Source organism: Mycobacterium sp. MS1601, assembly GCF_001984215.1.
In the GTDB taxonomy this organism is placed as follows: Bacteria; Actinomycetota; Actinomycetes; order Mycobacteriales; family Mycobacteriaceae; genus Mycobacterium.
On sequence record NZ_CP019420.1, the window covers coordinates 2877826 to 2904101 of the forward strand.

Genomic DNA, 26276 nt, shown 5'->3' on the forward strand with positions numbered 1-26276 from the left:
CTATTTCTCGGACACCGGGTTCGGCGTCGCCGATGTTCTCGACAGTCGCCGGATCACCACCGCCGTGCTTCCGGCGATCAGCAGAATGCTGGCCAGGAGCAGAGCTGATGCGGCGTTGACTTCGGGGCTCACCCCGAACTTCAACGCCGACAACAGATACAGCGGCCAGGTAGGGGTTCCGCCTGCGGTGAACTGCGACACCACCACGTCGTCGAACGACAGGATGAAGCTGAGCAGAAATGCCGCGAGCAGTGCCGGCGCCAACCGGGGCAGGGTGATCTGCCACAGCGTGGCCCACGGGCCGGCACCGAGGTCGGCACTGGCTCGTTCGAGGTCCAGGCCGGTGCCGGTGTAGCGCGCCCGAATGATCAGCAGTGCCACCGATGTGCCGAACACCGAATGGCCCATCATCGCCGTCAGCGAGCCGAAGGGTATGCCAAAACGCATGTAGAACAGCAGCAGTCCGATGGCCAGCACCAACTCCGGCACCACCAGAGTCAGCAGCAGCGCGCCCTCGTACGGCATCCGCACCGCTGTGCGCGCCCGTCCGATCACCAGTGCTGCGGCGCAGGCGAAGCACACCGACAGCACCGCCGAACCCAGGGCGATGATGACCGACGTGCCGATCGCATCGACGATCTGGGGGTTGTTCAGTGCTTCGGCGAACCACCTGGTGGAAAAGCCGGCCCACACGGTGATGATCTCACCGGCGTTGAAGGCGTACGCGAGGACCACGACGATGGGAGCGAACAGGAAGACGAAGGTCAACAGGGCGAAACCGGTCAGGAGCTGGTGCACCGTCGCCAACCGGAACACCGCGGCCAATACCCCGGCGCCGACTGCCAGCAGCACCAGGTCCGAACCGGTGGGGTCGAGGGTGACCACACCGATCCCACCTGCGATCAGACTGATTCCGCCGATCAGCAGGGCCACCGCCGCCGCCAGTGCGCCGCCACGGCCACGCGCCTCAGACGCCACCGAGATTCCTTTCTGCGCGACTGGTCATGAACAGGTAGAGCGCCAGGAACCCGGACAGGGCGATCACCACCAGCAGACCCAGAGCCGCGCCGAACGGATAGTCCTGACCCTCCAGGAATGCCCGGGCCACCAGGGTGCCCACGAAATCCACGCGGCCGCCGCCCAGTACCGCCGGAATGATGTACTCGCCGGTCATCGGGATGAAGACCAGCAATGACCCGGCGATGACGCCGGGGGCGACTACCGGCAAGGTGACCTGGCGGAACGCTGAGAGGCCGGAACTGCCCAGATCCTTGGCGGCGTCCACCAACCGCCAGTCCATCCGTTCCAACGCCGCGTACACCGGCAGGATGAACAGTGGCAGGTAGTTGTAGACGATGCCGATCTGCACTGCGGTGCCGGTGTTCTGCAGGTTCAACGGCCCGTCGACAAGCCCCACGGTGCGCAACAGGTCGGCGAGCAGGAAGTCGTCGCTGAGCACCAGTCGCCACGCGTACGCGCGGATGAGGAAGGCGGTCACGTAGGGAATCATCACCAACGCCAGCAACAGGTTCCGCCGACGGACCGGTGAGTACCGGGCCAGCCAGTAGGCGAACGGGAAACCCACCAGCACGGTCACGATGGTGCCCACGACGGCGAAGCGCACGCTGCGCCCGAACGCCTGGAGGTACAGGCCGCTGAGCGCCTCGGCGAAGTTGTGGAACGAGAAGCTGTACACCACGTCGCCGTACCCCTGGCGGGTGGCCAGGGAGTAGACCACCACGAGCACCAGCGGCAGCAGGAAGAACGCGGTGTACAGCGCCGCGGACGGCAACGCCAGCACCAGCGGGTAGTCGTCGTCCGGTGTTGCTCGCCGTCGGCGCAGCAGTGCCGCCCGCAGCGCCACCCCTGCTGGCAGGGTGGCCAGGAACAGTGCCACAGTGGCGAATTCACCGAGGCCGGCCACCATCACGGTGATCAGGACGCCGGCCCCGGCGATGGTCGCCGCCAGCGCGCGCAGCGCGTGCTTCGCGGCGACCATGTTCACGCAGCCCGGAATTCGTCGTACGCTTTGGTCACCACATCAAGGTATTCCGGTGTGGCAAGGAGGATCTCGTATTGCGCCAGCCGCGCGGGCGCAATGTTGATGGTGGGATCGTTGATCAGGCTGGGTTCGACGAACGGTTCGATGCCCTCGACAGGCACCAGCGTGCCGGTGGCATTCATCTCCTCGGCTGCCGCTTCCGGGGCGCAGACGTAATCGATGAACTTGTGTGCGGCCACGGGATTCTTGGCACTCCCCGCGATGGCCCAGTTGTCGATGAAGTACTCGGTGCTGCCTGTCTCCGGGAGCAGGAACTGAACCTGCGGGCCGCCACCGACGTTGATCTGCCTGGCGATGTAGTTGTATCCCATGCAGATGTCGATCGAACCGGTGGTGCCGCCTTCGAGCTCATCTGCGCCGAAGCTGGTGATCATCGGTTTCACCGAGATCAGCAGCTGTTTGGCCGCTTCGATATCCGCGGGGTCGGTGGACCCGATCGGTTTGCCGACCGCGGCCAGCGCCAGGGTGAACGTCTCCTTGGCGCCGCTGAAGAAGTTGACCTTGGCGCCCGGATTCGCCTTGATCAGGTCGAACACTTCGGCCAATGAGGTGGCGCTGCCCTGCACCGTAGCGGTGTTCCACCAGAATGCGGCAACACCAACGGCTTTCGGTACCACGTAGGTGTTGTCGGGGTCGTATTCGAGCCCCATCACGCCAGGTCGGACGTTCTTGATGTTGGGCAGCAGGGACTTGTCGAGCTCGCGCAGCAAGCCGCGTTCGACCAGCTGCACAGTCTCAGACGGCCCAGGCACCACGATGTCGTAGTCCGCACTTCCCGAAGCCAGCGCCGAGATCATCTCCAAGCCGCTGGAGTACGTGACGATGCGAACCTCGGGCCCGGCGCTGGTGCTGAAGGCTGACACGTTGTCTTCGGAGATGTAGTCGGCGTAGTTGCCGATCACCAGCTGGTCTTCGATCTGGTCACCGTTGAGGGCGGTCGGTGTCGAGGATGACCCGGAGGCCTGCTGAGGCCCGGAGGTGCCACATGCCGCCAGTGCCAGCGCAGCTGCTCCGGCACCGAGGCCGGCCAGGGCCTGCCTACGGGTGAGTGCGGCTCGGATCTGTCCGGCCTGCTGTTGCGGGGCCAGAACGGTGATGACGTGCTGCTTACGCATCGAGGTTCTCCTTGTGGTCTGTGATCGAGAGATCTGGAACTGCCGGCCCGAGCAGCAGGACGCTGTTCGGGGCAGCAGTGATGACGACGTGCTCTCCGGCCCGCAACGCCGCGGTGGCGGATCCCGGCCCGTACCGGTCCTGTCTGGCGACCATGCGCTGACCGTCGCGCAGCAGGATCACCAGCTGCATGCTGTGCCCGGTCAACATCGCCGTCTCGATGCGCCCGTGGGCATCGGCTTCGTCAGCGACGTTCACCGTTACGTCCTGCGGCCGGACACCGATGAGCGCCTCGTTGTGGCCGGCCGGTGCCGCGTGCACGGTGGTGCCGACGGTCATCTGCAGCTGTCCACCCAGCAGTGCGGCGTGATCACCGTGCACGTGGGCGCGCAACTTGTTCATCTCGCCGATGAACGAGGCCACGAACGCCGACGCCGGAGCGTCGTAAACCTGTTGCGGCGCAGCGAGTTGCTCGATGCGGCCGGCGTTCATGACGGCAATCCGATCCGACATGCTCAGTGCCTCACCCTGGTCATGCGTGACGAACACAAACGTCAAGCCAACCTCGGCGTGGATGCGCTTCAACTCGATCTGCATCTGTTCGCGCAGCTTCAGGTCGAGGGCGCCCAGCGGCTCGTCGAGCAGCAGTACACGAGGGCGGAGCACCAGGGCGCGGGCCAGCGCGACCCGCTGCTGCTGACCGCCGGACAGATCGGCGGGGCGACCCTGGGCCCGGTCGGCCAGACCGACCAGTTCGAGCGCCTCGGCGGCCTGGCGCCGGCGCTCGGTCTTCTTGACGCCGCGCTGCTTGAGCCCGTAGGCGACGTTGTCGACGACCGTCAGATGGGGGAACAGGGCGTAGTGCTGGAACACCGTGTTGACATCGCGTTTGTGTGGTGGCAATCCTTCAGCGGGTTGCCCGCCGATGAAAATTCTTCCTGCACTGGGCTGTTCGAACCCGGCGATCAGTTTGAGCGTGGTGGTCTTGCCGCAGCCGGACGGACCCAGCAGGGACAGGAATTCACCGTGCGCGATGTCGAGGTCCAGGTTGTCGACGGCCACCGAGTCGCCGTAACGCTTGGACACTCCACTGATCCGCACGTCGACGGAATCGGCCGGCGCGCAGCCTTCTTGTGTCATGAGGTGGCCCCAGTCGGGACGGCGCTCGCCGGCACGACGGCCACAACCTGTCCGGTGGCTGCCGAGCTCGAGATCGCATCACAAATCAGCGCCGCGCGGTAGCCGTCCTCGAAGTCGGCTCCGTGCGGGCGCACCGACTGCCCGGCCTCGACGCAGCTGAGGAAGTGGTGCAGTTCGTGGACGAAGGTGTGCTCCCAGCCCAGTACGTGGCCAGGTGGCCACCATGCGCCCATGAAGGGATCACTGCGGCCGGTCGCCAGCAGCCGCCGGAAGCCGCGCTGATCGTCGGGTCCGGGTAGGTCGACCTCCAGCTCATTGAGGCGTTCCAGTGCGAACCGGGCCGAGCCCAGGGTGCCGTTGACCTCGATCGACAGATCGTTGATGTGCCCGTGTGCAACTCGCGACGCCTCGAGGGTTCCGATGGCCCCGTTGTCGAACCGCACGGTGGCCACGAATGCGTCGTCGACGGTGACCGCCCCGCCGGGACGGTTGTCGAAGAAGGTCGCCGTGGCACCGGCGACCTCGCTGATCTCGCCGACCAGGTACCGACTCAGATCGGCGATGTGCGAGCCCAGATCTCCTAGCGCCCCGGAACCTGCCTGGTCGGCATCGAGTCGCCACGTGGCCGGAGAGCCGGGATCGGTGAGCCAGTCCTGCAGGTAGCGCGCCCGCAGATGCAGTGGGCGTCCGAGTGCACCACTGCTGATCAGCTCCTTGAACTTGCGGATCGCAGGCACGAAGCGGTAGTTGAACGCGCACATGTGCACCACCCCGCCACGTTCTGCGGCCTGCCAGATCCGCAGCGCCTCCGCACCGGTGCGACCAAGGGGCTTCTCGCAGATGACGTGTTTACCGGCCTCGATGGCCGCGACGGTCGGCTCCTCGTGCAGGTGGTTGGGGGCGGAGTTGTCGAAGATGCCCACATCCGGGTCGTCGATGACGGTGCGCCAGTCAGCAGTGGTGCGGGCGAAGCCGAAGGAACCGGCGAAGTCGTTGCGCCGGCGCGCATCTCGCCCGGCCACGACCTCGAGCCTGGGCAGCAGCGGCGGCGGCGAGTACATCGAGGCCACTGCCTGGTAACCCCGCGCATGGGCTCGGCCCATGAATGCCGTGCCCAGCAACCCGATACCGATCGACATTCCGCTCCTCGCTCAACTGACGAGTGGACGTTAGCCCAGACTTACGCCGAGCGTCAGTCAAAAGAACAGAAGTTACGGCGTGTTAACATACAAAACCACACGCCAGGAACTGCACAACCAGATCGATCGTGTCGCCCGTGGGGGACGCCCAACCGAGTTAAGGTCTGCAATCATGAACTCCAACAGCACCGATCGGTCAGGCGGCGCCAGCCCGGCCGATGTGCTGAGGCTCATCCGCGGAGGCCATGCCCGTACCCGGGGGATCTGCAACGCCTCACCGGGATGGCCCGGTCGACGGTCGCCCAGCGCATCGACGCACTGACCGAGCGCGGCCTGGTGGTGACAGGGCAGGACAGCGTGTCCTCCGGAGGACGTCCCTCGAGCACACTGCAGTTCAATCATCAGGCCGGTCTGGTGCTGACAGCGGACTGCGGTGCCACCCATGCCAGGACCGCCATCTTCGACCTCGGCCTCAACGTTCTCGCCGAGCGAGTCTCCGATATCAGCATCGCCGACGGACCGGTGTCCGTATTGGACTGGCTGTCAGCACAATTCACGGACCTGCTGGCGAGCTCCAAACTGCAGGAGCGCCGTGTGATGGCCATCGGGATCGGCCTGCCGGGTCCGGTGGAACATGCCACCGGCATGCCGGTGGCACCACCGATCATGCCCGGCTGGGACGGCTTCGATGTCCCGCGCTACCTGCAGCGCACGTTCCCCGTGCCGGTGCTCGTGGACAACGACGTGAACCTGATGGCACTCGGTGAGGCCGCGGTCGCCTACCCGCACGTCTCGCCACTGGCGTTTGTGAAGGTCGGCACCGGAGTCGGATGCGGAATCATCACCGGCGGTGCGGTTTTCCACGGCGCGCACGGCGCAGCCGGAGACATCGGGCACATCCGCGCCGCCGACCACCACGACGTTGTGTGCTGGTGTGGCAACGTCGGCTGTCTCGAGGCGGTGGCCGGCGGCAAGGCTCTGGTCGCCGACCTCTTCGACACCGGTGTGCGTACCAACGGCGACGTCGTCGACCGGGTACTGGCCGGTGATGCGGCGGCAGTGCGCGCGGTGCGCAACGCGGGTCGCGAAATCGGTGGCGTACTGGCCGGTTTGGTGAGCACCCTCAACCCCGCGGTGATCGTGCTCGGCGGCCAGATCGCCGAGGCCGGTCAGTACCTGCTGGCCGGGGTGCGCGAAGCCGTATATGCCCGTTCCCTGCCGCTGGGCACCCGCGACCTGGAAATCACCCGGTCTCAGCTGGCTGATCGGGCCGGCATCACGGGGGCGGCGATCATGACCACCGAGAAGCTGCTGACCGCCGACTCCATCGACGCACTGATCGCCGCGCGCTGACGTCCCGGCTACCGGGGATCACCGAGCCACCACCACCTTGCCCACCATCTGACCCGACTCCACAAGGCGGTGGGCCGCCCTGATCCCGGCCGCAGTGAAGTCGTCGATCACCGACGTCACGGTGCTGCGCACGGTGCCGGCATCCACCAGGTCGGCGACGCTGTTCAGCAGGTCCTGCTGGTAGGTCAGGTCATAGCCGAACAGCGACCGGGTGAACATCAACTCCCAGTGCCAGGCAATGCTCTTCTCCTTCAGCGGCAGCAGATCCATGCCCTCGGGTTCGTCGATGGCGGTGATCTCGCCAAACGGGCGGACGATCTGAGCGTAGGTCTCGATGTTGCCTGCGCTGTGGGGTGAGAAGAGATAGTCCACGCCCTGTGGCGCAATGCCTTTGGCCTGCGCCAGCAGGTTGCGGTGATCGATCACGTCGTCGGCGCCCATCTGGCGGGCCCAGTTCGCCGACTCGGCACGGCTGGCGGTGGCGATCACCCGCACCCCGGTCAGGGCCTTTGCGAGCTGGATCATGACGGACCCGACACCGCCCGCCGCGCCCATCACCAGGAGGTCGCCGGTCGACTCGGCCGTCAGGCGGAAGCGTTCGAACAGAGTCTCCCACGCGGTGATGGACGTCAGCGGTAATGCGGCGGAATCCTTGAAGGACAACGACTTCGGCATGCGGCCGACAATGCGGCTGTCCACGGCCTGGAACTGGGCGTTGCTGCCCTGACGGCTGATGTCGCCGGCGTACCAGACCTCATCGCCAGTCGTGTAACAGCTGACCTCGGTCCCGACGGCTTCCACCACGCCCGCGGCGTCGAAGCCGAGAATCACCGGTGTGTCCGACAGCGCCAGCGACCCGCGGCGTTTCACGTCGACGGGATTCACCGACGCCGCTTGCACGCGGACCAGGATGTCGTGCGGCCGGAGCTCGGGACGCTCGATCTCCACATCCTGCAATGCGTCCGGGTCTTCGAGGGACGCTGTTGCGAACGAGCCGACGGCTGTCATGGTGGTCATGACGGCGATGGTAGAACCGCCACCGCGGTTTCCTGCAAGGGCGCTAACTTCCCTGCGGGGAAGCGTTGCCGGTCACGTGATCAACGTGGTCCTCGACCCACTGCCGCAGTCGAGCCAGCGGGTCGGCGACGCTGACACCCAGTTCGGTCAGCGCATACTCCACCCGGGGCGGCACCTCGGCGTACACACTACGGGTGACCAGCCTGGCGTCTTCCAAGCGGCGCAGCGTCTGGGTCAGCATCTTGGAACCGACCCCGGGAAGACAATGCTGCAGCTGGGTGAACCGCTGGGGCCCCCGCTCGAGCAACCCGATGATCAGCGCCGACCACTTGTTGGCCAGCAGGTCCAGCAGCGCGCGGCACGGGCAGGCCTCGGCGTACACGTCGTGGTGGTCGTGCTGACCGGTGGGGCAGGAGCTCATGGCAGTGCCAACGCGCCACCGGGTCCGGAAGCTTCCCGCTGTTCTGCCGGGGCAAACGGGTTTCCCCGGGCTCGCCGTGGGGCACCTGAGGGCTATGTCGTCTGTCACCCAGTCGGGGACCGCCAAGACCCGATCCAAGGCCGCCTCGCTGGCCCGCACCGCCGTCCGCGCCGAGCGCAAGGTGGTGCGCGTCCAGCGGCGGATGTGGCTCGCGCAACTGCTCCTGTGGCCGCTGGCCATCGGCACCGCGCTGCTCGGCGCGCTGTGGCTGGCCCGCACCGTGCGGCGCGCTCGACCCGCCCCGGTGCCTGCGCCGGCCGACGTCCCGCTGCCCTAGGTACGGGACCAGCGGATACTCTTGTTCGAGTGTCCGCGAAGTCCAGCAGTGAGCTCTACCCGCGGCTGGACGGTCTGACCTACCGCGATGCCGACCGGCTACGTCGCCGGCTGCGTAACCTGCGCGGCTCCCAGAATCCGGCCAAGCTGGACCAGATCGAACAGCAGATCGCCGCCGGTGAGGCACTGGTCGCGACCAGACTGGCCGCGGTTCCGCAGATCACCTACCCGGACCTGCCGGTCAGCGAGCTGCGCGGCGACATCGCCGCCGCCGTCAGAGACAACCAGGTGGTAGTGGTGGCCGGCGAAACCGGCTCCGGCAAGACCACCCAGCTGCCCAAGATCTGTCTGGAGCTGGGCCGCGGGATCCGCGGCACCATCGGGCACACGCAACCCCGGCGCCTGGCGGCCCGCACCGTCGGCCAGCGCATCGCCGACGAACTCGGTAGTCCACTGGGCGAGACGGTGGGCTACACCGTCCGGTTCACCGATCAGGTCAGCGACCGCACGCTGATCAAACTGATGACTGACGGCATCCTGCTGGCCGAAATCCAGCGCGACCGCCGGTTGCTGCGTTACGACACCCTGATCCTCGACGAGGCCCACGAGCGCAGCCTCAACATCGACTTCCTGCTCGGCTACCTGCGGGAATTGCTGCCCCGGCGGCCCGACCTCAAGGTGATCGTCACCTCGGCGACCATCGAACCGGGCCGCTTCGCGCGGCATTTCGGCGATGCGCCCATCGTCGAGGTGTCGGGGCGCACCTACCCGGTCGAGATCCGCTACCGGCCGCTGGAAGTTGTCGTCAACGACGTCGATGACGATGATCCGGACGACCCCGATCACGATCAGGTCCGCACCGTGCTGCGCGACCAGACCGAAGCCATCGTCGACGCGGTGGCCGAACTGGAAGCCGAACCGCCGGGTGACGTGCTGGTGTTCCTGTCCGGCGAGCGCGAGATCCGGGACACCGCCGAAGCTCTCCGTGGAGCACCGGGTTTCAACGCGCACACCACCGAGGTACTGCCGCTGTATGCCCGGCTGCCGACGGCCGAACAGCAGAAGGTGTTCGCCCCGCACGCCGGCAGGCGAATCGTGTTGGCCACCAACGTCGCCGAAACCTCGCTGACCGTACCCGGCATCCGCTATGTGGTGGATCCCGGGACTGCCCGCATCTCCCGCTACAGCCGTCGCACCAAGGTGCAGCGCCTACCCATCGAACCGATCTCACAGGCGTCGGCAGCGCAGCGGTCCGGGCGGTCGGGGCGCGTTGCACCCGGTGTCGCCATTCGGCTCTACTCCGAAGAAGACTTCGAAAGCCGACCCCGTTACACCGATCCGGAGATCCTGCGCACCAACCTCGCTGCGGTGATCCTGCAGATGGCTGCGTTGCAGCTCGGACAGATCGAGGAGTTTCCGTTTCTGGATCCGCCGGACAGTCGCAGCATCCGCGACGGCGTGCAGGTGCTGCAGGAACTCGGTGCCTTCGACCGGCAGGGCGCACTCACCGACGTCGGCCGACGACTGGCGCAGCTGCCGCTGGATCCGCGGGTGGGCCGGATGATCCTGGCCGCGCACGACGAGGGCTGCGTACGGGAGATCCTGGTGCTCGCCGCCGCGTTGTCGATTCCCGACCCCCGCGAGCGGCCACCGGATCACCAGGAGGCGGCCCGGCAGAAGCACGCCCGCTTCGCCGACGAGAACTCCGATTTCCTGTCCTACCTCAACCTGTGGCGGTATCTGTCCGACCAACGCAAGGAGCGTTCCGGCAGTTCTTTCCGCCGTATGTGCCGCGAGGAGTTCCTGCACTACCTGCGGATCCGCGAATGGCAGGACCTCACCGGACAGCTGCGCAGCATCGCCAGGGATCTCGGCATCCGCGAATCCGACGAGCCGGCGACCCCGGCCGCCATCCATCGAGCGCTGGCCGCCGGACTGCTGTCGCACGTCGGTGTACGGGAAGGCGAGACACGGGACTTCCTGGGGGCGCGCAACACCCGCTTTGTCCTGGCGCCGGGATCGGTGCTGACCAAGAAGCCGCCACGGTGGGTGGTGGTGGCAGAGCTGGTGGAGACCAGCAGGCTCTACGGCCGCACCGCGGCGCGTATTGAACCCGAGGCTCTGGAGAAGGTGGCCGAGCACCTGGTGCAGCGCACCTACAGCGAGCCGCACTGGGACGCCAGACGTGGTGCCGTGATGGCGTTCGAGAGGGTGACGCTGTTCGGTCTGCCGCTGGTGCCGCGCCGCCGAGTCGGCTATGCAGAGGTGGATCCGGTGCTCTCCCGGGAGCTGTTCATCCGTCATGCGCTGGTGGAAGGTGACTGGCAGACCCGCCACCACTTCTTCCGGGACAACACCGCGCTGTTGGAAGAGCTCGCCGAGATGGAGGAGCGTGCCCGCCGCCGCGACCTGGTGATCACCGACGACGAGATCTTCGCTCTGTATGACGCCAGAGTTCCCGAGAGTGCGGTCTCGGCGCGGCATTTCGACGCATGGTGGAAGAAGCAGCGGCACCAGACGCCGGAGCTGCTGACCTTCACCCGGGAGGAGCTCCTGCGCGGTGAGGACGACGCCGACCGCCCTGATGCTTGGCAGGCGGGGGACCTGTCGCTGCCGCTGACCTACCGGTTCGAACCCGGCGCCGTCGACGACGGTGTCACGGTGCACGTCCCCGTCGAGGTGCTGGCCGGCCTTGGTGGCCGCGAATTCGCCTGGCAGGTACCGGCGTTACGTGAGGAGCTGGTGACCTCGCTGATCCGGTCGTTGCCCAAGGACCTGCGACGTAACTTCGTGCCCGCACCCGACACGGCCAAAGCGGTGCTGGGCGATCTGTCGCCGGACGGCGGCACGTTGTTGGAGAGTCTGCAGCGGGAATTGAAGCGGCGCAGCGGGATTCTGGTACCCATCGACGCGTTCGACCTCGAGAAGCTGCCGGCGCATCTGCGGGTCACGTTCGCGGTGGAGACACCGGACGGCAAAGAGGTGGCCCGTGGCAAGGACCTCGACGCACTGAAGGAGCAGTTGGCGGCGCCGGTGCGTCAGGCCGTCGCCAGAGCCGTCGCCGGTGAGTTGGAGCGCGCCGGGCTGCACGCATGGCCCGAGGGCCTCGCCGAGATTCCGAAGACCGTGTCCCGCAACAGCGGAGCGCACACGGTGCGCGGCTACCCGGCCCTGGTGGACAACGGTGCAGGAGTGGATCTGCGGGTGTTCGCCACCGCGTCCGAACAGCAGGCGGCCATGGGTCCCGGCACGCGCAGGCTGCTGCGCCTGGTCGCCCCGTCACCGCTGAAGAACGTCGAACGGGCACTGGACCCGCGCACCAGGCTTCAGGTGGGCAGCAACCCGGACGGGTCGCTTGCCGCGCTCATCGAGGACTGTGCCGACGCCGCAGTGGCGGTGATCGCGCCCAACCCGATCTGGACTCGGACCGAGTTCGACGCCGCTCGCGAGCGTGTCGCGGCACGCCTGGTGCCGACCACCCTCGACATCATCCAACGGGTGCAGAAGGTGTTGGTGGCTGCACACGAGGCCCAGATTGCGCTGCCGGAGCGCCCGTCGGCGGCGCAGGCAGAGGCCGTCGACGACATCAGGGCACAGCTGAGGACGTTGCTGCCCAAGGGTTTTGTGGCCCGCACCGGCGCGGCCCGCATGGGAAATCTGGTCCGGTACCTGACCGCGATCGTGCGTCGCCTCGAACGACTGTCACAGGCGCCCGAAGCCGATCGCGAGCGGATGCACCGGGTGATGGCCGTGCAGGACGCGTATGACGAGCTGCGGCAGGCATTGTCACCGATGCGCGCGGCCGCCAAGGATGTCAGGGACATCGAGATGCTGATCGAGGAGCTGCGGGTCAGCCTGTGGGCCCAGCAGCTCGGGACGGCGGTGCCGGTGAGCGAGAAGAGGATCTACAAGGCGATTGACTCGATCAGCCCGTAGAAGGTCAGTCTGCTTGGTCTCGCTACTCACCCGCCTGGTTCGTCGGCGGGATCGTTCGACTCGACTAATTGTCGTGACCTGAGACGTTGTTGTCAGACGGCGAGCCGGCTGATGGGTGGTTTTCCGCCGAGGGCGGAGTGGCCTCGTTGAGTGTTGTACCGGCGCAGGAACCGGTCAAGGCCGCGGGTGCGCAGGCTGTTGGATGTCCAGGCCCGGGCGTAGGCCCATTCGTTGAGCAGGGTGCGGTTGAATCGTTCTGCTTTGCCGTTGGTCCAGGGGCAGCCGGGCTTGATGAACCGTCGTTTGAGTTGCCAGGCTGAGCACACCCAGCCCCAGTTCCCGCCGTGCCGGTAGACCATGGCGTTGTCGGTCAGGACGCGGCGCACGCGTACGCTGTGGTCGGCGAACCAGGCCAGCGCCCGGTGCAAAAACGCGGCGCAGGTGAGGTCCTTCTCATCGGCGAGCACTTCGCTGTAGGCCAACCTGGTGTGATCATCGATAGCGGTGTGAACATAGTCGTAGCCGATCCGAATCGTTTTGTGTCGGTTGACCACTGAGACTGCAGCGTCGCGGCCGTGCAGGCGCCATCCGCCACCGGCGGGGATGCGGCCAAGCTTTTTGACATCGACATGGATCAGCGATCCGGGGGTTCGGTGTTCATAGCGATTGGCGCTGCGCCGCGAGGCGCGCACCGACTCTCCGGTAATGGGGTCGATCGCAGACAGATGCGGCACCTGGTGACGTGCCAGAATCCGTCCTACCGTCGAGGCCACCAGCCCAAGTTCGGCGGCGAGCACCACCGCACCCCGCTTGCGGCGTCGCCGGGCTGTAAGCACTTTCTGCTCGATGCGGAGGTTGGTGCGTGCCGGCATTCGGATCGGGCGCGAGGACCGGTCTACCAAGGCTGCGTCGCCGCCTTCGGCGTGCCGGCGTAACCACTTGTAGACCGTGGACCGGGAGATGCCGAGCTGTTCAGCGACATGCGCCGGCGGCCAGCCAGCGGCGACACGCTCAACGATCAGGCGGCGGGCGAACAGGTTGGTACGGGCGTTAGCGTGGGACAGGAGGACCTCCTACGGGTGAATGCCAGACACATCCACTCCGTCAGGAGGTCCTCCCAATTTCAAGCAGGCACGCCGTCAACAACCTGCCGGGTCACGACACCTAGACGGGCGGTCACGGAAACGAAACCTCGGGGCGCGGGGAAGTCGTGAGACATGAACTCGGTCCTTTCGATGCCGATGGATCGCTGGATCAGCTGAAGAATTCGTCGGATGCGGCAGCGATAGCCTGGTCAAGCATCTCCAGGCCGAGGGCGATCTCCTGCTCGCTAGCGGTCAGCGGTGGCGCGATGCGGGAGGTTCCGCCCATGCCTGGCAGTTGGTGCACCACCTCCATGTGTAGACCGAGTTCGAGACTTCGCTGCATGACTAACGCACCGAATTCGTCTGAGCCTTGCTTGGTTTCGCGATCGGTCACCAACTCGATGCCTTGCAGCAAGCCGCGGCCACGTACGTCACCGACCGCCCGGTGACGGTTCTGGATATCTAGCAAACCTTGACGCAACAGATTGCCGAGGTGGGCGGCGCGGTCAGCCAGCCCGTCTCGGTGCAGCACGTCGAGGACGGTGTTGCCGACGGCAGCCGCCAACGGATCAGAGACGTGGGTCGTGTAAAACAGGAATCCTCGCGCATGTGCCTCGGCTTCGATCTCGGCCGTCGTCACCACCGCCGCCAAGGGCAATCCGGCACCCAGTGTTTTCGACAGCGTCAGGATGTCCGGGACGATACCGTCGCGTTCGAAGGCGTACCACTGGCCGGTGCGGCACAAGCCTGTTTGTGCCTCATCGACGATCAGCAGCATGTCGCGCTCCCGGCACTTACGTTGGAGTGCCGCGAAATACCCTGCGGGAGGCTCGATCACGCCGCCGGAGGACAGGATCGGTTCGACGAGGCAGGCGGCCAGCGATCCCACCGATTGGGCGTCGATGAGGCCGAACGCGAAGTCCAGCTGTCGTTGCCAATCCAGGTCGCCCCCGGCGGTCAGGAAGTCCGGCCGATAGCAGTTCGGAGTGGGAATCGCGAAGTGCCCAGGAGCGGCCGGTCCATACCCGCGGCGGCCTCCGCTGTAGGTCGCCGCCACAGCGGCGTTGGTCATGCCATGCCAGGATCGCGAAAACGCGACGATCTCGTGCTTGCCCGTAACGAGCTTCGCCATACGTATCGCAGCTTCGTTGGACTCGGCGCCGGTCGAGAGCAACAGTACTTTTTCCAAAGATTCCGGCAGCGTCGCCGCCAGACCCCTCGCCAGATCAACGACGGGCCGCGACAGCATTCCGCTATACAGATGATCGAGCGAGGCGACCTGTCGACTCACTGTGGCGACGATGTCGGGGTGGCTGTGCCCGAGAATCGACGACATCTGTCCCGAAGTGAAGTCCAAGACTCGGCGACCGCTCTCGGTGACAAGGTAAGAGCCAATGGCGGTCGAAATGATCTCACGGGTGAAACCGTCGCCGCCGTCGTATCGGACCAGATAACGATCGGCGTCGGACCAGAACTGCGATTCGGATTGCGGCGAGGAAACGGGCATGAGGCATGTTAGGGGTCTTCGATGTTCGACGTCGATAAAATTTCGCCGCTTGCGGTCGGCAGGCCGGCGAATTGTGTTCCCGATGCTAATGGCCCGCCGGAGGGATAAGACCAGGAACGATGTCTCTCAGACGGAAGGTGAGCGGCTGCTCCAGTTGCGCATAGGTGCACGAATGCGGGTCGCGGTCGGGCCGCCAGCGGTTGAACTGCGCGGTGTGCCGGAGTCGTTCACCTTCCATGTGGTCGTAGCGCACCTCGACCACTCGCTCGGGCCGCAGTGGGACGAACGAGAGATCCTTGCCGGCGTTCCAACGCGACGCCTCGTTCTTGCGCGGTGTTCGGTCACCGGCTTCGTGAGCGGTCCAATTCCACGGATGGCCGTCGAAAGTGGTTACCAACGGCTGTAATTCAAGAAACAGCTGCCGTCGCTTCGCCATCGGAAAAGTGCCAATCACGCCCACCGAGTTGAGGGTGCCGTCGTTGGTATAGAGCCCGAGGAGCAACGAGCCGATCGCGTCGTCGCTGGATTTGTGGACCCGGTAGCCGGCGATAACGCAGTCGGCAGTTCGCTGATGCTTGACCTTGAACATGACCCGCTTGTCGGACTGGTAGGTGACCGTCAACGGTTTGACGATCACCCCGTCGAGGCCGGCCCCCTCGAACTCTTCGAACCATCGCTGAGCCGTCTCGAGATCGGTGGTCGCTGGCGTGACATGGACTGACGGACCAGAGTCGGCCAAGGCCCCAACGAGTGCTGCGCGACGCTCGGTAAACGGCCGGCGGGTGTAGTCCTCGTCTTCCAACGCGAGGAGATCGAACGCTACGAAGGGCGCTGGGGTCTTCTCCGCGAGCATCCGTACTCGCAATCCGACGCCGCCAGCTCCCGCAGGTACGACGTCGCGCCCGTGTGCTCGACATCGGGGAAAATAACCCGCCACGGCAGGCCGGACTCGGCTGACTCCACCCGTCCCAACTCTCCCATCTCCGGATCCTCCGCCCGCTGCACCCGCCGCATCGGCAGGCTCGCCGAAGTTCAGTCAACTAATCGCGGACGATGACCGCGATGTAGCCGATCGGGATGCCGGTGTGCGCGGCGATGCACTCGCGGGCGGCGGCGGACACCTCGGCGCGGCGGCGGGCGTAGGTGACGGCCTCGATCTCGGGAACCCGGATCGCCCAGCCGGAGGCGTCGCGGCTGACTTCGATGTCGAAACACTGTCCGACGGTGCTGAAGCTGGCGCGCGGGGCCACTGTGCGTCGTCTACGCCGACCGGACGCATGCCTGACCGTGGGCTGAAGGGGCATGATCAATCTCTCTGAGATGGCTGGCTGGCTGGTTTCGCGAGCTGTGCAAAACCGCAGCAAATCGTAGATCGTTTTGACGTCAACTCCTAATCGCGGCCGGTCCAGGCCGTGAACGGCGGATGAACGGTCGGGGTCCGCGGCTGGGTGGGAGTACTTCCCAGCGAAGCGAGGGGGGTGGGGGAGCAGGCGAAGGAGCTCCGGCCAGGGGGATCATGTGCGGTGCCGGAGTCGCAACGGGTACAACTGCGGTCATGGCCTCACGTTTTGCCGGCCTCGCGGCCGGCGTTCTGATTGTCACGGCGACTCTCACGGCTCCTTCGGCGTCCGCCGAGCCGATCCCGGTCGTCACGCCGGTGGTGTTGGTGGAGATCCCACACGATCCCAACGCCTATACCGAGGCCTTCGAGGTGGAAGGGAACACGCTGTACGAGGCCAGCGGCCTGGCCGGCCGCTCGGATCTGCGCGAGGTCGACCCGAACACCGGCGTGGTACGCCGATCGGTGCCGCTGCCCGACGACTACTTCGCCGAGGGCATCACCATCGTCGACGACACCATCTGGCAGCTCACCTACCAGGACGGTGTCGCGATCATCTGGGACAAGGCGACTCTGACCCCGCTACGGGAGATCCCGGTGACCGGTGAAGGCTGGGGGCTGTGCCGTGACGGCGACCGATTCATCATGAGTGACGGGTCCGGACGCCTGCAGTTTCGTAAACTCGGCTCGTTCGAGCAGACCGGCGCGGTGAACGTCACCCGCGACGGCGTCCCGGTCACCGGCCTCAACGAGCTCGAATGTGTCAACGGTCAGGTGTGGGCCAGCCTGTGGCCCACCGACGAGGTGGCCCGCATCGATCCGGCCACCGGCGCGATCAACCTGATTGTCGACGTCTCAAGCTTGTGGAAATTCGGACAGCGGTCGGTGGCGCAGGTGTTCAGCGGCATCGCCCACCTCGACGGCGAGGAGTTCCTGTTGACCGGCAAGAACTGGCCGGCGATGTACCGGGTGAGCATCCCGGGGGCTTAGCTGCGCTGCGCGCGTGGATCCGAGGGCGGCGGTAGCATCACGCATGGGTACCACCCGCTACGTCGCACTCCTGCGAGGCATCAATGTCGGCGGTCGCAACCTCGTCGCCATGAAGGACCTCAAGGCCGCTTTGCACCACCTCGACGACGTGCGTACCTATATCCAGTCCGGCAATGTGCTCTTCGAAAGCGACGCACCCGCCACGACCCTCGAGGCGGAGATCGAGGCCACCCTCGAGAAGCGACTCGGTGTCCAGCTGGTGGTGGTGGTGCGCGCGCACCGCCAGCTGAAGACCGTCGTTGCCAAGGCGCCCAACGGTTTCGGCGGCGATGACCATCACTGCGACGTGCTGTTCCTCAAGGCGCCGCTGACCGCCGAGCAGGTGATGGGCATCATCGACTTGCGGGACGGCGTCGACCAGGCCTGGCCGGGGTCCGGGGTGGTGTACTTCGCCCGGCTGCGCGCCGAACGCACCAAGAGCAAGATGAGCAAGATCGTCGGGACACCTGAGTACAAGCAGCTGACCATCCGCAGCTGGTCCACCACCGTCAAACTGCTCGGCCTGATGGACGGCTGACGACGGTCACAGGTCCATCAGATACGCCAGCACCGTGATCACCGGCACGGATGCCAGCGTGGTGATCAACGTGACGTCGCGGGCCAGGCTTTCACCACGCTGGAACACCGACGCGTAGGTGTTGAGGTTCTGCGCGGCGGGCAGTGCCGCCAGCACGGTGATGACGGTGACCTGTTCTGGAGATGCCCCGAACACCCAGCGGGCCAGGACATAGGCCAGCGCCGGCATCACCAGCACCTTGAAGATCACGGCGACCACCAGCTCCAGGCGGCTCTCTTCGGCGGGGCGTGCGGTTTGCGTGACGAGTGCGATGCCGAATGCCAGCAGCACGGTCGGGATGGCCAGGTCGGCCAACAAGTCCAGCGGTTCGTGGATGGCTCTGGGCAACGTGATGCCGGTGAGCGCCATCGTGATGCCGATGGCGCTGGCCACGATGATCGGATTGGTCACGAATTCTCTGGCCTGGGTGCGCACCGACCCACTGCCTTGCTCGGACGTGATGATCGCAACGCCGAGCGGCACCAGCACCACCGTCTGGAACACCAGCAGCACCGACACCTCGGTGGTACTGCCCAGCACGTAGGCGCTCAACGGGATCCCGAGGTTGCCCGAGTTGACCCAGGACGCCGCCCACGCACCGATGGTGGCCTCACCGCGCCGTCGGCCCCGGATGCCGACCGCGAACATGAAGTAGCCGGCGAACGTCACCAGTGCGGTGACGGCCGATACCAGAAGCGGGAGTGAAAAGACTTGTGCCGGAGCAGAATCCGAGAGCGTGATGATGAGCAGCGCCGGCACGCCGACATGGAAGGCCACTCGGTTGAGCACTATCCGCGCGTTGTCGCCCAGCACGCCGGTGCGGCCCACCACGGCGCCCACCGCAATGATCACGGCGATGACGGCGAAGGCCTCCAACACCGCCAGCACTGCAACGCCTCGTTCCTCAGGCGATCAGCCCGGCCCGGTCATCTGAATGCATCGATTATCCGCACCCGAGGTCGAGGATGCGAATTCAGGCCTCCAGTCGGGTGCGGACGGCGGCCAGCCGCGCCTTGAAGTCGGGATCCGGCCAGGCCCTGGCGGCCTGACCGGCAGCCTGTGTGGGCCCGATCTGTTCAGCGAACTCGGTGAAGAGGCGACGGCCTACTCGCGATAGCGGTTGAGCCTGGAAGCCGTCGGTACTGAGCTACTCCTGGACGTCATTGTCGAGTGGTGGGAGCGACTGCCTAAGTGTCGAGACCGAGCAAGCGGGGAAGCAACATCGAGACGTCCTCGACGTAGGTCAACAGCATGAGCATGGCGATGAGGACAGCCAACAGCGGCAGCATGGGCCGGACCACCCGTTCGATCGGTAGTTTTGCCACCGCAGCGGCGGTACTCAGGACCAGGCCGATCGGTGGTGTGATGAGGCCGATTGCCAGGTTGGCCGCCACCAGGATGCCGAAGTGAATCGGTTCGATGCCGTATTCGACCGAGATGGGCGCAAGAATCGGCATCAGGATGAGCAGTGCCGGTACGCCATCCATGATCGTGCCCACCGCCAGGAAGATCACCTGGACGATGAACAGGAAGACGAACGGGTTGGTGGTCAGGCTGGTGAGCGTCTGAGCGAGATGGTCGGGGATGTTGTTGACCGTCAGTGCGTAGCTCAGGATCGATCCGGTGGCGATGATGAGCATCACGATTCCGGTTAGCGAAATTGCTTCCGACATAGCCGTTTTCGCGCTTTCCCAGGTGAGCCGTCGGTAGATGAACTTGGCGACCAGCAGACCGTAGACCGCAGCTACGGCGGAGGCTTCGGTGGGGGTGAAGATGCCTCCGACGATACCGCCGACGATGATCAGCAGCATCAACATCGCCGGCAGCGCCCTTGCGGACCTGCCCAGAAACCCGCCGATGGTGAACGGCTCCTGTTGCGACGAGCCGCCGTAGCCGCGCCGGCGGGCGATCAACCAGACCACCAACATCAGCGCCGCGGAGTTCACCAGGGCGGGAAGCAGCCCTGCGGCGAACAATCCGCCGATGGACGTGCTGGTCAGCACGCCGATGATGATCAGGTCTGTGGTTGGTGGGATCAGGGTGGCGGTCGCCGCCGACCCGGCCAGGACGGCCGCCGAAAAGGGCGCCGGATAGCCGTTCTTGTTGAGCTCCGGGAGCATCACCTTGCCGATCGCCGCCGCGTCGGCGGTCGATGATCCGGAGACTCCGCTGAACATCACGGTGCTCGCGACGGTGACCACCGAGAGACCGCCACGTCCCCGGCCGAGGCTGTAGCGCGCGGCCTCGATCAGGGTCTTTGCCACCCCACCTTCGGCCATGATGGTCCCGGCGAAGATGAACAGCGGAATCGTCATCAAGGTGTAGGAGTCCAGCGACGAATACACCTGCTGCGGAACCGTGTTCAGCAGGTCTTCGCCGCCGGGGCTGGCCAGGATCCCGACGGTGCCCGAGATGGCCAGCGCGAAAGCGACGGGCATACCGATCGCCATCAGCACGAACAGGGTGCTGAGAATCAGCATCGCGACCATGATCAGTGTTCCTTGGCAGACTCGGGACCGCTGGTGTGGTCGACGACAGGATTGGAGTTGAGAAGCTCGACACCGTCCTCGGCGGCGGCGACGGCGAGGCTGCTGGATTCGCCAGTGATGTGGGCGCACACCGCATCCACGATTTCGAGAAGGATGACCAGCAGGACCGCGCCGAAACTCACCACGAGTCCGAGGTAGGGCCACACCATGCTGATTCCGGTTGCCGTGGCCTTGGTGGGGCCGACGATGTCCAGGTACTCGACAGCTTGGTAGACGAAGCCCGCGACGAAGACGATCACAATCAGATTGACGATCTGGCGCACGATGTCGCGTCCGAGTGCCGGCAGGCGCGCCACCACGAAACCCAGGGCGATGTGTTCACCCCGGCGGAGCGCGCGGCTGGCCGCCAGCAGGGACAGCCAGACCAGCCCGAACCTCGATATCTCTTCGGGCCACCCGAGGGGCTGCTGCAGGACATAGCGGTAGATGACGCCGACGAACGTCGCGATGCAGAGGAAGATCACGATCGCGGCGCACGCGACGGTGATCACCACGTCGAGCGCTCGACTGAGCGTCGCAGCAGCACGCTGCACGGAGGCGGCTGATGATTCCATCGGTGAGAATCTCCTGGATATGTCGACGAATACAGGTCAGCGAGAACCGTCGCGGACCACACAACCGGCCTGCGCCACCATCTGAATGTCACGCAATGCCTCGACTCCCCGGCTGGGATCACCGGGCAGCGCCACCAGATCGGCGATCCGGCCCTCCGTTACCCGGCCCACGATGTCGTCGACTCGGCACAGTTTCGCAGCCACGGTCGTCGCGGCCTGTAGCGCCGCCAAAGAAGACAGCCCGGCCTCCTGCAGCAGTTCGATCTCCCGGATCCCGGCGACGGTTCCTTCACACGGCAGCCCCGGCTGCACATCGCTGCCGGACGCGATGTCCACACCGGCGTCGATCGCCCTGTGGAGGCTGGCCAGGTGCTCACGATGAGCGGCGAGCGCTCCCGCAACACCATCAGCGTCGAAGCCCTGCTCGAGCATCCAGTCGCCGAGGGTCGTCACCGAGATCGTCGGCGTCAGGATGCTGCCTGTCTGTGCCATCAGTCGTGCGGTCTCGTCGTCGATCAGGTAGCCGTGTTCGAAGGACCGGATTCCTGCTTGGATCGCCGTCCTGATCGCGCCGCTGGATCCGGCGTGTGCCACCACGTAGGTATGGTGCGAGGCGGTGGCCGCCACTGCCGCGCACATCTCCTCCGCCGACATCTGTGGGACATCGAAACCCTCACGAGCGTCGGCGATTCCGCCGGTGATGTAGATCTTGATGATGTCGGCACCTGCTGCGAGCTCCGCGCGGCAGGCTCTGAGGAATTCGTCGGCGCCGTCGGCGTAGGCCGAAACGAAGTCCTTGCCGTGCCCGCCGGTGGTCGATATCGCCCTGCCTGCGCCCACTATGCGCGGAGCTTGAATCCAGCCTGCCGCCGCGGCACGTTTCAGGTGGAGGTCCGCCGCGTTCTGCTCGTGTACGCACCGGATGGTGGTGAAGCCGGCGAGCAACGCCTCCTGAGCGTGAAATGCCGCCCGCAGTACGGTGTCTGCAGCCTTCTCACCCGGGTCGACCTCGGAGAAGGGAAATACCGGAGTCAGGTGCACGTGTACGTCGAACAGTCCGGGAAGTACGGTCATACCCTCGAGATCGAAGTCGTTCGTGCCGGCACGCCGGGCGGCTGAGATGCGGGTGATACGGCCGCCCGGCCCCACCTCGATGGTCCGGGGAGGTGCGAGCTCGCCGGTATCCAGATCGAGGATGCGTGCATTGCAGAATGAGTGCGGCACTGCGCTTTTCATGGCGTGTCGCGAACCTCGTCGATCAGTGCCTGCCCACCGACGGCTTCCGCGTTCTGTGCATACACAGGCTCGACCGCGTCCACGAAGGCCTGGCGCTGCTCATCAGTGAGCTCGACGACCTGGACACCCTCATCGGGAAGCATCTCGATGGCTGCGTTGGCCTGCTTCTGCACTTCGGCCAGCTCCGCTTCGGCAGCGGCCTTGCCTGCTTCACGAACCACCTGCTGGTCTTCTTCGGACAGTTTCGCCAGTGAGCTCTCTGACACCAGTACCGGCGCAAGTCTGACGAATTGACTCAGGAGAGTGACGTTGTCGACGACCTGGTAGAACTTCAGGTCGACGATGTCGACGACACCGGAGTCCAATCCTTCCACGATTCCGCTCTGCAATCCCTGATACAACTCTCCGAAGGCGAGCTGTGCGGGCAGAGCCCCCAACGCCTCGTAGGTCTGGGTGGCGATGGCACTTGTCGAAGTTCGGATCTTCAACCCCGCCATGTCCGCTGGCGAAGACACCGGGCGAACCGTGTTCGCAAGTACCGCTTCTCCGATGGATCCCCATCCCACTGTCTCGGCGCCGACCTTCTCCTGGATGGCGTCGACCATCCGCTGACCGACAGGCCCCTCCGTCACCCGCAGCGCCTGAGCTTCATCACGAAACAGGAAGGGCAGGAAGAACAGCTGCAGCTCCTCGACAGTCGGCTCCAGTGACGGCACATTGACGATCGTGGCGTCGACCGCGCCACTCTTGAGTCCATTGATGGCCACCGACTCCTCACCGAGCTGCGCGGCGGGGAAGATGTTCACCTGGACACGTCCGTCCGTGCCCTCTTCGACCTTGGCTTTGAACTCTTCAGCCGCCTTCTGATAGGGGCTGGACGTCGGACTGTCATGGGCGAACTTCAACGTGACGGTGCCTCCACCGGCTTCGTCGGAGCCGCCGCCACACCCGATGGCCGCAGTCCCCACCAGACCGACCATCAAAGCCGTCAGAAACCGCCGACCCCTTCGGTGCTTGCTTTCCTGCATCGTAATCGCCCTTTCGTGAGAACCCCGGCAGGCCATGTCCGACTGGCCAGTTCGTAATACATATCATGTATTACGAACTGGGCGGCACCGTTTGTGCCTCTCGACCGGATCTTTAACACGATGGGAACATGGGCGCCGCCGCTATCCCCTCAGTACAGCGTCACGTCGACAGGAGCGGACTGGATGCTGCGCCCAATCGTGGTGTCGCCGTTGGTGAGGGAGCCGTTCTCGACGACGACGTGCCCGTTGACGATCACCGTCACCGGCCAGCCCGTCACCTCACGCCCTTCGTACGGGGTGTAGTCGGTGGTCATGTGCAGCTCAGCCGTGCGGACGGTCCGGGTGAGGGCCGGATCCCAGACCGCGATGTCGGCGTCGGAGCCCACCGCGATGACACCCTTGCGCGGATAGAGGCCGTTGAGCCGTGCCGGGTTGGTGGCGCTCAGCGCAACCAGCTTCTGCACCGACATCCCGCCCTGGTGCACCAACTGGTCGAACAGCACCGGCATTCGCGTCTCCACCCCGGGCAGGCCGTTCGGCATGATCCGGACGTCACCGGGAGTCTTCTCCTTCTGCGCGGTGTCGTAGCAGCAGTGGTCGCTGGCAAGCGTGTCGATGAGCCCGCGATGCACGGTGTCGCGCAGACCCTCCACCGTCTCCCGCGGCCGTAACGGCGGGCAGCAGACGAAGCGCTCCGGGTTGGCTCCCGAATACTCGCTGTCATCGAGGGTCACGTGGTGTGCCACCACTTCGGAGAACGCCCGGACACCGCGCATCCGCGCCCGGTTCACCAACTCGACGGCTTCGGCGCTCGACTGGTGCACGAAGTAGACTGGTGTGTCCAGTGCCTCGGCGATGGCCAGGATCTCAGCAACCGAGGCAGTCTCGGACAGCTCGGTCCTGCTGAGATGGTGATGACATGCTGAGATCATTTGTGCCGCAGCAAGCTCCAGCTGGGTGTCCTCGATGATGTGATTGGCCTCGGCGTGCACCACCGCCATCCCGCCCAACTCTTTGAGCGTCTTCATCACCTTGAGGATGGTGTCTTCGTTGGCCATCACCTCACCGCGGTAGGTGGTGAACATCTTGACAGTCATGATGCCGATGTCGGCCGCCTTGGCGAGCTGAGCCGGCACAGTGTCATCCCACTCGACCACGCACGCGTGTAAAGCACTGTCACACAGCGCCTCTGAAGCCAGCGCCTGACGCTCGACGATGGCTTCCCAAGGCGACTGACCAGGCCGCGGGATGGCGAAGTCGATGATGGTTGTGGTTCCCCCGAGCACCGCAGCCTTGGTGGCCTCCAGGTAGGTGTCGAGGCTGGTGAACTCCCCCGACGTGAAACCCACGTGACAGTGCGGGTCGACACCGCCCGGCAGCAGCAGCATGCCACCCGCATCCACCACCCGCTCGGCCGAATCGGCAGGTGTTCCGGGAGCCAGAACTGCAGCGATGCGCCCGTCGCGGATCCCGAGGTCAGCGGGGCCCGACCAGTCCGAATTCACCACGGTGCCACCGCGGATCAATAGATCATAGGGCGCCGTCACTGGTTCGAACCGATCGAACGCAGGTACTCGCGCCAGCCACCACGGTCACTGATGTCGACCACACCGTCGAACTCGTGGGCTCCTTCCCGGACCTGCATACACAGTGATCCCGAGCCATCCTCCAGCTCGATCACCGTCAACTCCAGCTCCGGTGGTTCGTTGGGTAGAAGGTGTTGCCGCAGAATGTCGTAGGTGACCTGGTACACCTCGCCGGGAACAGCGTGGCCCTGTTCTGCGGGGCCGGCCACGCGCAGGCCGGGGAACTCGTCCCGGAACGAGTGGAATCGGTACTTCGCCGATGTCCTGGCCGGTCCCAGGAACGTCGCACCTTGCAGCGCGAAGTTGATCGACCCACCGGACATCGCCTGTCCGTTGACGAACATCCTGAGTTCTGACATGGGATGAATGCTCCTTCTGATCACTTGACCATCAACACTTCTGAGGCCCAAGACGGACTGGGATCCGTTGGGCAAGAATCACCGAAACCACCACCAAGCCGGCTCCCACGACCTGCACCGCGGTGAACGGTTCAGCGAGCATGGTGACCGACACCCACACAGCCAGCACTGGTTCCCAGGTGCTGAGCACCGCCGACGCGGTGGCACCCAGATCCGTCAGCCCTACCAGGAGGGTGGGCAACCCGACCACCGGCACCAGGGCGAGGCCGCCGATCAGCAGCCATCCCGTTGCCGTCGTCGGACTAACCGGATCGTTGCGCAGGACAGCCAGGACGGTCAGAGCGCCCGCGCCCATCGCGAGTCCCACTGCGCACACCAGAAGGCTTGGCGCATCATGCATCCGGACTTCGGCGTACAGGAAGTAGCAGGCGTTGGCCACGGCCGCCCCGGTGACCAGGATCATGCCGACCACCGATCCCGCCCGGGGTCACCGACCGTGAGCACCAACCCGAGGAACCCGGCGACCAATGCGGCCAGTACCGAGCCGGTGAGCGGCCGCCGCAGGAAAAGCCACCCCGCCATCGCGACCATCGTCGGGAACGTAAAGAACAGCAGCACCGCAATGGACGCCGGTGTCGACTTCAGCGCCACGAAAAACATCAGTGTCTGAGCTGCATAGAGTACTCCGAGCACCACTGCGCCCGGCAGATGCTGGCGCGCCCCCCGGATGCGGTGCCGCTCGAAGATCAACGCCAACAACAACAGTCCCAGTGCGGCGAACCAGAACCGCAGCGGCAGCAGTTGCGACACCTCCAAGCCGTGTGCGTACGCTTCTTTCGCGAGAATCGGCATGATGCCGAACACCGACGCCGAGACCAGGATGAGCACCGTACCTCGCAGTCGCGAACGA

At 65.5% G+C, this 26276-nt stretch carries 24 protein-coding genes and 2 pseudogenes; 5 read left to right on the top strand and 21 right to left on the bottom strand.

Going from position 1 to position 26276, the window contains the following annotated elements; translation table 11 throughout:
• The 5 genes from BVC93_RS14070 to BVC93_RS14090 are packed head-to-tail and all read right to left on the bottom strand — an operon-like array spanning window position 1 to window position 5454.
• Window positions 1–978, bottom strand: coding sequence for an ABC transporter permease (locus BVC93_RS14070; protein ID WP_083738005.1), 978 nt, complete (start codon window positions 976–978; stop codon window positions 1–3).
• A complete protein-coding gene (locus BVC93_RS14075; RefSeq protein ID WP_083738006.1) occupies window positions 968–1999 on the bottom strand; it encodes an ABC transporter permease in 1032 nt (343 codons plus the stop codon). Before BVC93_RS14075 ends, BVC93_RS14070 begins: the two co-directional genes overlap by 11 nt.
• A 2-nt stretch (window positions 2000–2001) precedes the next feature.
• Complete coding sequence (locus tag BVC93_RS14080; protein ID WP_083738007.1) at window positions 2002–3177, bottom strand: ABC transporter substrate-binding protein; 1176 nt, start codon at window positions 3175–3177, stop codon at window positions 2002–2004.
• Entirely contained in the window at window positions 3170–4315 is a 1146-nt protein-coding gene (locus BVC93_RS14085; RefSeq protein ID WP_157516915.1) for an ABC transporter ATP-binding protein, read from the bottom strand. The genes BVC93_RS14080 and BVC93_RS14085 overlap by 8 nt, the downstream gene beginning before the upstream one ends.
• Complete coding sequence (locus BVC93_RS14090) at window positions 4312–5454, bottom strand: Gfo/Idh/MocA family protein (RefSeq protein WP_083738008.1); 1143 nt, start codon at window positions 5452–5454, stop codon at window positions 4312–4314. Before BVC93_RS14090 ends, BVC93_RS14085 begins: the two co-directional genes overlap by 4 nt.
• A 282-nt stretch (window positions 5455–5736) precedes the next feature.
• On the opposite strand from BVC93_RS14090, the gene BVC93_RS14095 reads away from it, so the two are divergent.
• Window positions 5737–6807, top strand: coding sequence for an ROK family protein (locus BVC93_RS14095; protein ID WP_197687553.1), 1071 nt, complete (start codon window positions 5737–5739; stop codon window positions 6805–6807).
• An 18-nt stretch (window positions 6808–6825) separates the two neighbouring features.
• Here BVC93_RS14095 and BVC93_RS14100 read toward each other — a convergent pair whose 3' ends face one another.
• Both BVC93_RS14100 and BVC93_RS14105 read right to left on the bottom strand, forming a co-directional pair.
• Complete coding sequence (locus BVC93_RS14100; RefSeq protein WP_083738009.1) at window positions 6826–7824, bottom strand: zinc-binding alcohol dehydrogenase family protein; 999 nt, start codon at window positions 7822–7824, stop codon at window positions 6826–6828.
• 43 nt (window positions 7825–7867) lie between these two features.
• The gene (locus tag BVC93_RS14105) at window positions 7868–8245 is read right to left on the bottom strand and encodes a winged helix-turn-helix transcriptional regulator (RefSeq protein WP_083738010.1); all 378 of its coding nucleotides are present in this window, start codon (window positions 8243–8245) and stop codon (window positions 7868–7870) included.
• A gap of 94 nt (window positions 8246–8339) precedes the next feature.
• Here BVC93_RS14105 and BVC93_RS14110 point away from each other — a divergent pair, with 94 nt between their 5' ends.
• Entirely contained in the window at window positions 8340–8582 is a 243-nt protein-coding gene (locus BVC93_RS14110) for a hypothetical protein (RefSeq protein WP_083738011.1), read from the top strand.
• Window positions 8583–8611: 29 nt separating this feature from the next.
• On the top strand, window positions 8612–12517 hold the full coding sequence (gene hrpA, locus BVC93_RS14115; protein WP_083738012.1) for an ATP-dependent RNA helicase HrpA: 3906 nt from the start codon (window positions 8612–8614) through the stop codon (window positions 12515–12517).
• A 92-nt stretch (window positions 12518–12609) separates the two neighbouring features.
• Here hrpA and BVC93_RS14120 read toward each other — a convergent pair whose 3' ends face one another.
• The 4 genes and pseudogenes from BVC93_RS14120 to BVC93_RS14135 all read right to left on the bottom strand — a co-directional run bounded on the left by BVC93_RS14120 (window position 12610) and on the right by BVC93_RS14135 (window position 16359).
• A complete protein-coding gene (locus BVC93_RS14120) occupies window positions 12610–13581 on the bottom strand; it encodes an IS481 family transposase (RefSeq protein ID WP_083738013.1) in 972 nt (323 codons plus the stop codon).
• A 190-nt stretch (window positions 13582–13771) separates the two neighbouring features.
• The gene (locus tag BVC93_RS14125; RefSeq protein WP_083738014.1) at window positions 13772–15109 is read right to left on the bottom strand and encodes an aspartate aminotransferase family protein; all 1338 of its coding nucleotides are present in this window, start codon (window positions 15107–15109) and stop codon (window positions 13772–13774) included.
• Window positions 15110–15194: 85 nt separating this feature from the next.
• Window positions 15195–15971 (bottom strand): annotated as a pseudogene (locus BVC93_RS14130) (ATP-dependent DNA ligase); the annotation flags it as partial.
• 178 nt (window positions 15972–16149) lie between these two features.
• Window positions 16150–16359, bottom strand: a complete 210-nt coding sequence (locus tag BVC93_RS14135) for a long chain fatty acid-CoA synthetase Faa4p (RefSeq protein ID WP_083738016.1) — start codon at window positions 16357–16359, stop codon at window positions 16150–16152.
• Window positions 16360–16664: 305 nt separating this feature from the next.
• On the opposite strand from BVC93_RS14135, the gene BVC93_RS14140 reads away from it, so the two are divergent.
• Both BVC93_RS14140 and BVC93_RS14145 read left to right on the top strand, forming a co-directional pair.
• On the top strand, window positions 16665–17438 hold the full coding sequence (locus BVC93_RS14140) for a glutaminyl-peptide cyclotransferase (RefSeq protein ID WP_083738017.1): 774 nt from the start codon (window positions 16665–16667) through the stop codon (window positions 17436–17438).
• A 43-nt stretch (window positions 17439–17481) separates the two neighbouring features.
• A complete protein-coding gene (locus BVC93_RS14145; RefSeq protein ID WP_083738018.1) occupies window positions 17482–18015 on the top strand; it encodes a DUF1697 domain-containing protein in 534 nt (177 codons plus the stop codon).
• 6 nt (window positions 18016–18021) lie between these two features.
• Here BVC93_RS14145 and BVC93_RS14150 read toward each other — a convergent pair whose 3' ends face one another.
• The 10 genes and pseudogenes from BVC93_RS14150 to BVC93_RS14190 form a co-directional block, all read right to left on the bottom strand.
• On the bottom strand, window positions 18022–18942 hold the full coding sequence (locus BVC93_RS14150; protein WP_083738019.1) for an AEC family transporter: 921 nt from the start codon (window positions 18940–18942) through the stop codon (window positions 18022–18024).
• A 124-nt stretch (window positions 18943–19066) separates the two neighbouring features.
• Window positions 19067–19153: pseudogene (locus BVC93_RS34015) on the bottom strand (thiocyanate hydrolase subunit gamma); the annotation flags it as partial.
• An 88-nt stretch (window positions 19154–19241) separates the two neighbouring features.
• Window positions 19242–20543 carry a TRAP transporter large permease gene (locus BVC93_RS14155; protein WP_083738020.1) on the bottom strand — a complete coding sequence of 434 codons (1302 nt, stop codon included), beginning with the start codon at window positions 20541–20543 and terminating at the stop codon, window positions 19242–19244.
• 2 nt (window positions 20544–20545) lie between these two features.
• Entirely contained in the window at window positions 20546–21157 is a 612-nt protein-coding gene (locus BVC93_RS14160; RefSeq protein ID WP_083738021.1) for a TRAP transporter small permease, read from the bottom strand.
• Between the two features lie 36 nt (window positions 21158–21193).
• On the bottom strand, window positions 21194–22393 hold the full coding sequence (locus BVC93_RS14165) for a metal-dependent hydrolase family protein (RefSeq protein WP_083738022.1): 1200 nt from the start codon (window positions 22391–22393) through the stop codon (window positions 21194–21196).
• The gene (locus tag BVC93_RS14170; RefSeq protein WP_192860320.1) at window positions 22390–23361 is read right to left on the bottom strand and encodes a TRAP transporter substrate-binding protein; all 972 of its coding nucleotides are present in this window, start codon (window positions 23359–23361) and stop codon (window positions 22390–22392) included. Before BVC93_RS14170 ends, BVC93_RS14165 begins: the two co-directional genes overlap by 4 nt.
• Window positions 23362–23570: 209 nt before the next feature.
• Window positions 23571–24968: a dihydropyrimidinase gene (gene hydA, locus BVC93_RS14175; RefSeq protein ID WP_236950361.1), complete on the bottom strand. Its 1398-nt coding sequence runs from the start codon at window positions 24966–24968 to the stop codon at window positions 23571–23573.
• Window positions 24965–25366: an allophanate hydrolase-related protein gene (locus tag BVC93_RS14180; RefSeq protein ID WP_083738025.1), complete on the bottom strand. Its 402-nt coding sequence runs from the start codon at window positions 25364–25366 to the stop codon at window positions 24965–24967. Before BVC93_RS14180 ends, hydA begins: the two co-directional genes overlap by 4 nt.
• 31 nt (window positions 25367–25397) lie before the next feature.
• A complete protein-coding gene (locus BVC93_RS14185) occupies window positions 25398–25829 on the bottom strand; it encodes an EamA family transporter (protein WP_157516916.1) in 432 nt (143 codons plus the stop codon).
• Window positions 25826–26254, bottom strand: coding sequence for an EamA family transporter (locus BVC93_RS14190; protein ID WP_206780399.1), 429 nt, complete (start codon window positions 26252–26254; stop codon window positions 25826–25828). Before BVC93_RS14190 ends, BVC93_RS14185 begins: the two co-directional genes overlap by 4 nt.
• Window positions 26255–26276: the final 22 nt, after the last annotated feature.

Bases quoted from the DNA above. Each gene is read 5' to 3' on its own strand.
- BVC93_RS14100 (WP_083738009.1), bottom strand. From the start codon at position 7,824: ATGACCACCATGACAGCCGTCGGCTCGTTCGCAACAGCGTCCCTCGAA.
- BVC93_RS14095 (WP_197687553.1), top strand. From the start codon at position 5,737: ATGGCCCGGTCGACGGTCGCCCAGCGCATCGACGCACTGACCGAGCGC.
- BVC93_RS14085 (WP_157516915.1), bottom strand. From the start codon at position 4,315: ATGACACAAGAAGGCTGCGCGCCGGCCGATTCCGTCGACGTGCGGATC.
- BVC93_RS14145 (WP_083738018.1), top strand. From the start codon at position 17,482: ATGGGTACCACCCGCTACGTCGCACTCCTGCGAGGCATCAATGTCGGC.
- BVC93_RS14180 (WP_083738025.1), bottom strand. From the start codon at position 25,366: ATGTCAGAACTCAGGATGTTCGTCAACGGACAGGCGATGTCCGGTGGG.
- BVC93_RS14165 (WP_083738022.1), bottom strand. From the start codon at position 22,393: ATGAAAAGCGCAGTGCCGCACTCATTCTGCAATGCACGCATCCTCGAT.
- BVC93_RS14185 (WP_157516916.1), bottom strand. From the start codon at position 25,829: ATGATCCTGGTCACCGGGGCGGCCGTGGCCAACGCCTGCTACTTCCTG.
- BVC93_RS14075 (WP_083738006.1), bottom strand. From the start codon at position 1,999: ATGGTCGCCGCGAAGCACGCGCTGCGCGCGCTGGCGGCGACCATCGCC.
- BVC93_RS14140 (WP_083738017.1), top strand. From the start codon at position 16,665: ATGGCCTCACGTTTTGCCGGCCTCGCGGCCGGCGTTCTGATTGTCACG.
- BVC93_RS14155 (WP_083738020.1), bottom strand. From the start codon at position 20,543: ATGGTCGCGATGCTGATTCTCAGCACCCTGTTCGTGCTGATGGCGATC.
- BVC93_RS14080 (WP_083738007.1), bottom strand. From the start codon at position 3,177: ATGCGTAAGCAGCACGTCATCACCGTTCTGGCCCCGCAACAGCAGGCC.
- BVC93_RS14105 (WP_083738010.1), bottom strand. From the start codon at position 8,245: ATGAGCTCCTGCCCCACCGGTCAGCACGACCACCACGACGTGTACGCC.
- BVC93_RS14090 (WP_083738008.1), bottom strand. From the start codon at position 5,454: ATGTCGATCGGTATCGGGTTGCTGGGCACGGCATTCATGGGCCGAGCC.
- BVC93_RS14125 (WP_083738014.1), bottom strand. From the start codon at position 15,109: ATGCCCGTTTCCTCGCCGCAATCCGAATCGCAGTTCTGGTCCGACGCC.
- BVC93_RS14160 (WP_083738021.1), bottom strand. From the start codon at position 21,157: ATGGAATCATCAGCCGCCTCCGTGCAGCGTGCTGCTGCGACGCTCAGT.
- BVC93_RS14110 (WP_083738011.1), top strand. From the start codon at position 8,340: ATGTCGTCTGTCACCCAGTCGGGGACCGCCAAGACCCGATCCAAGGCC.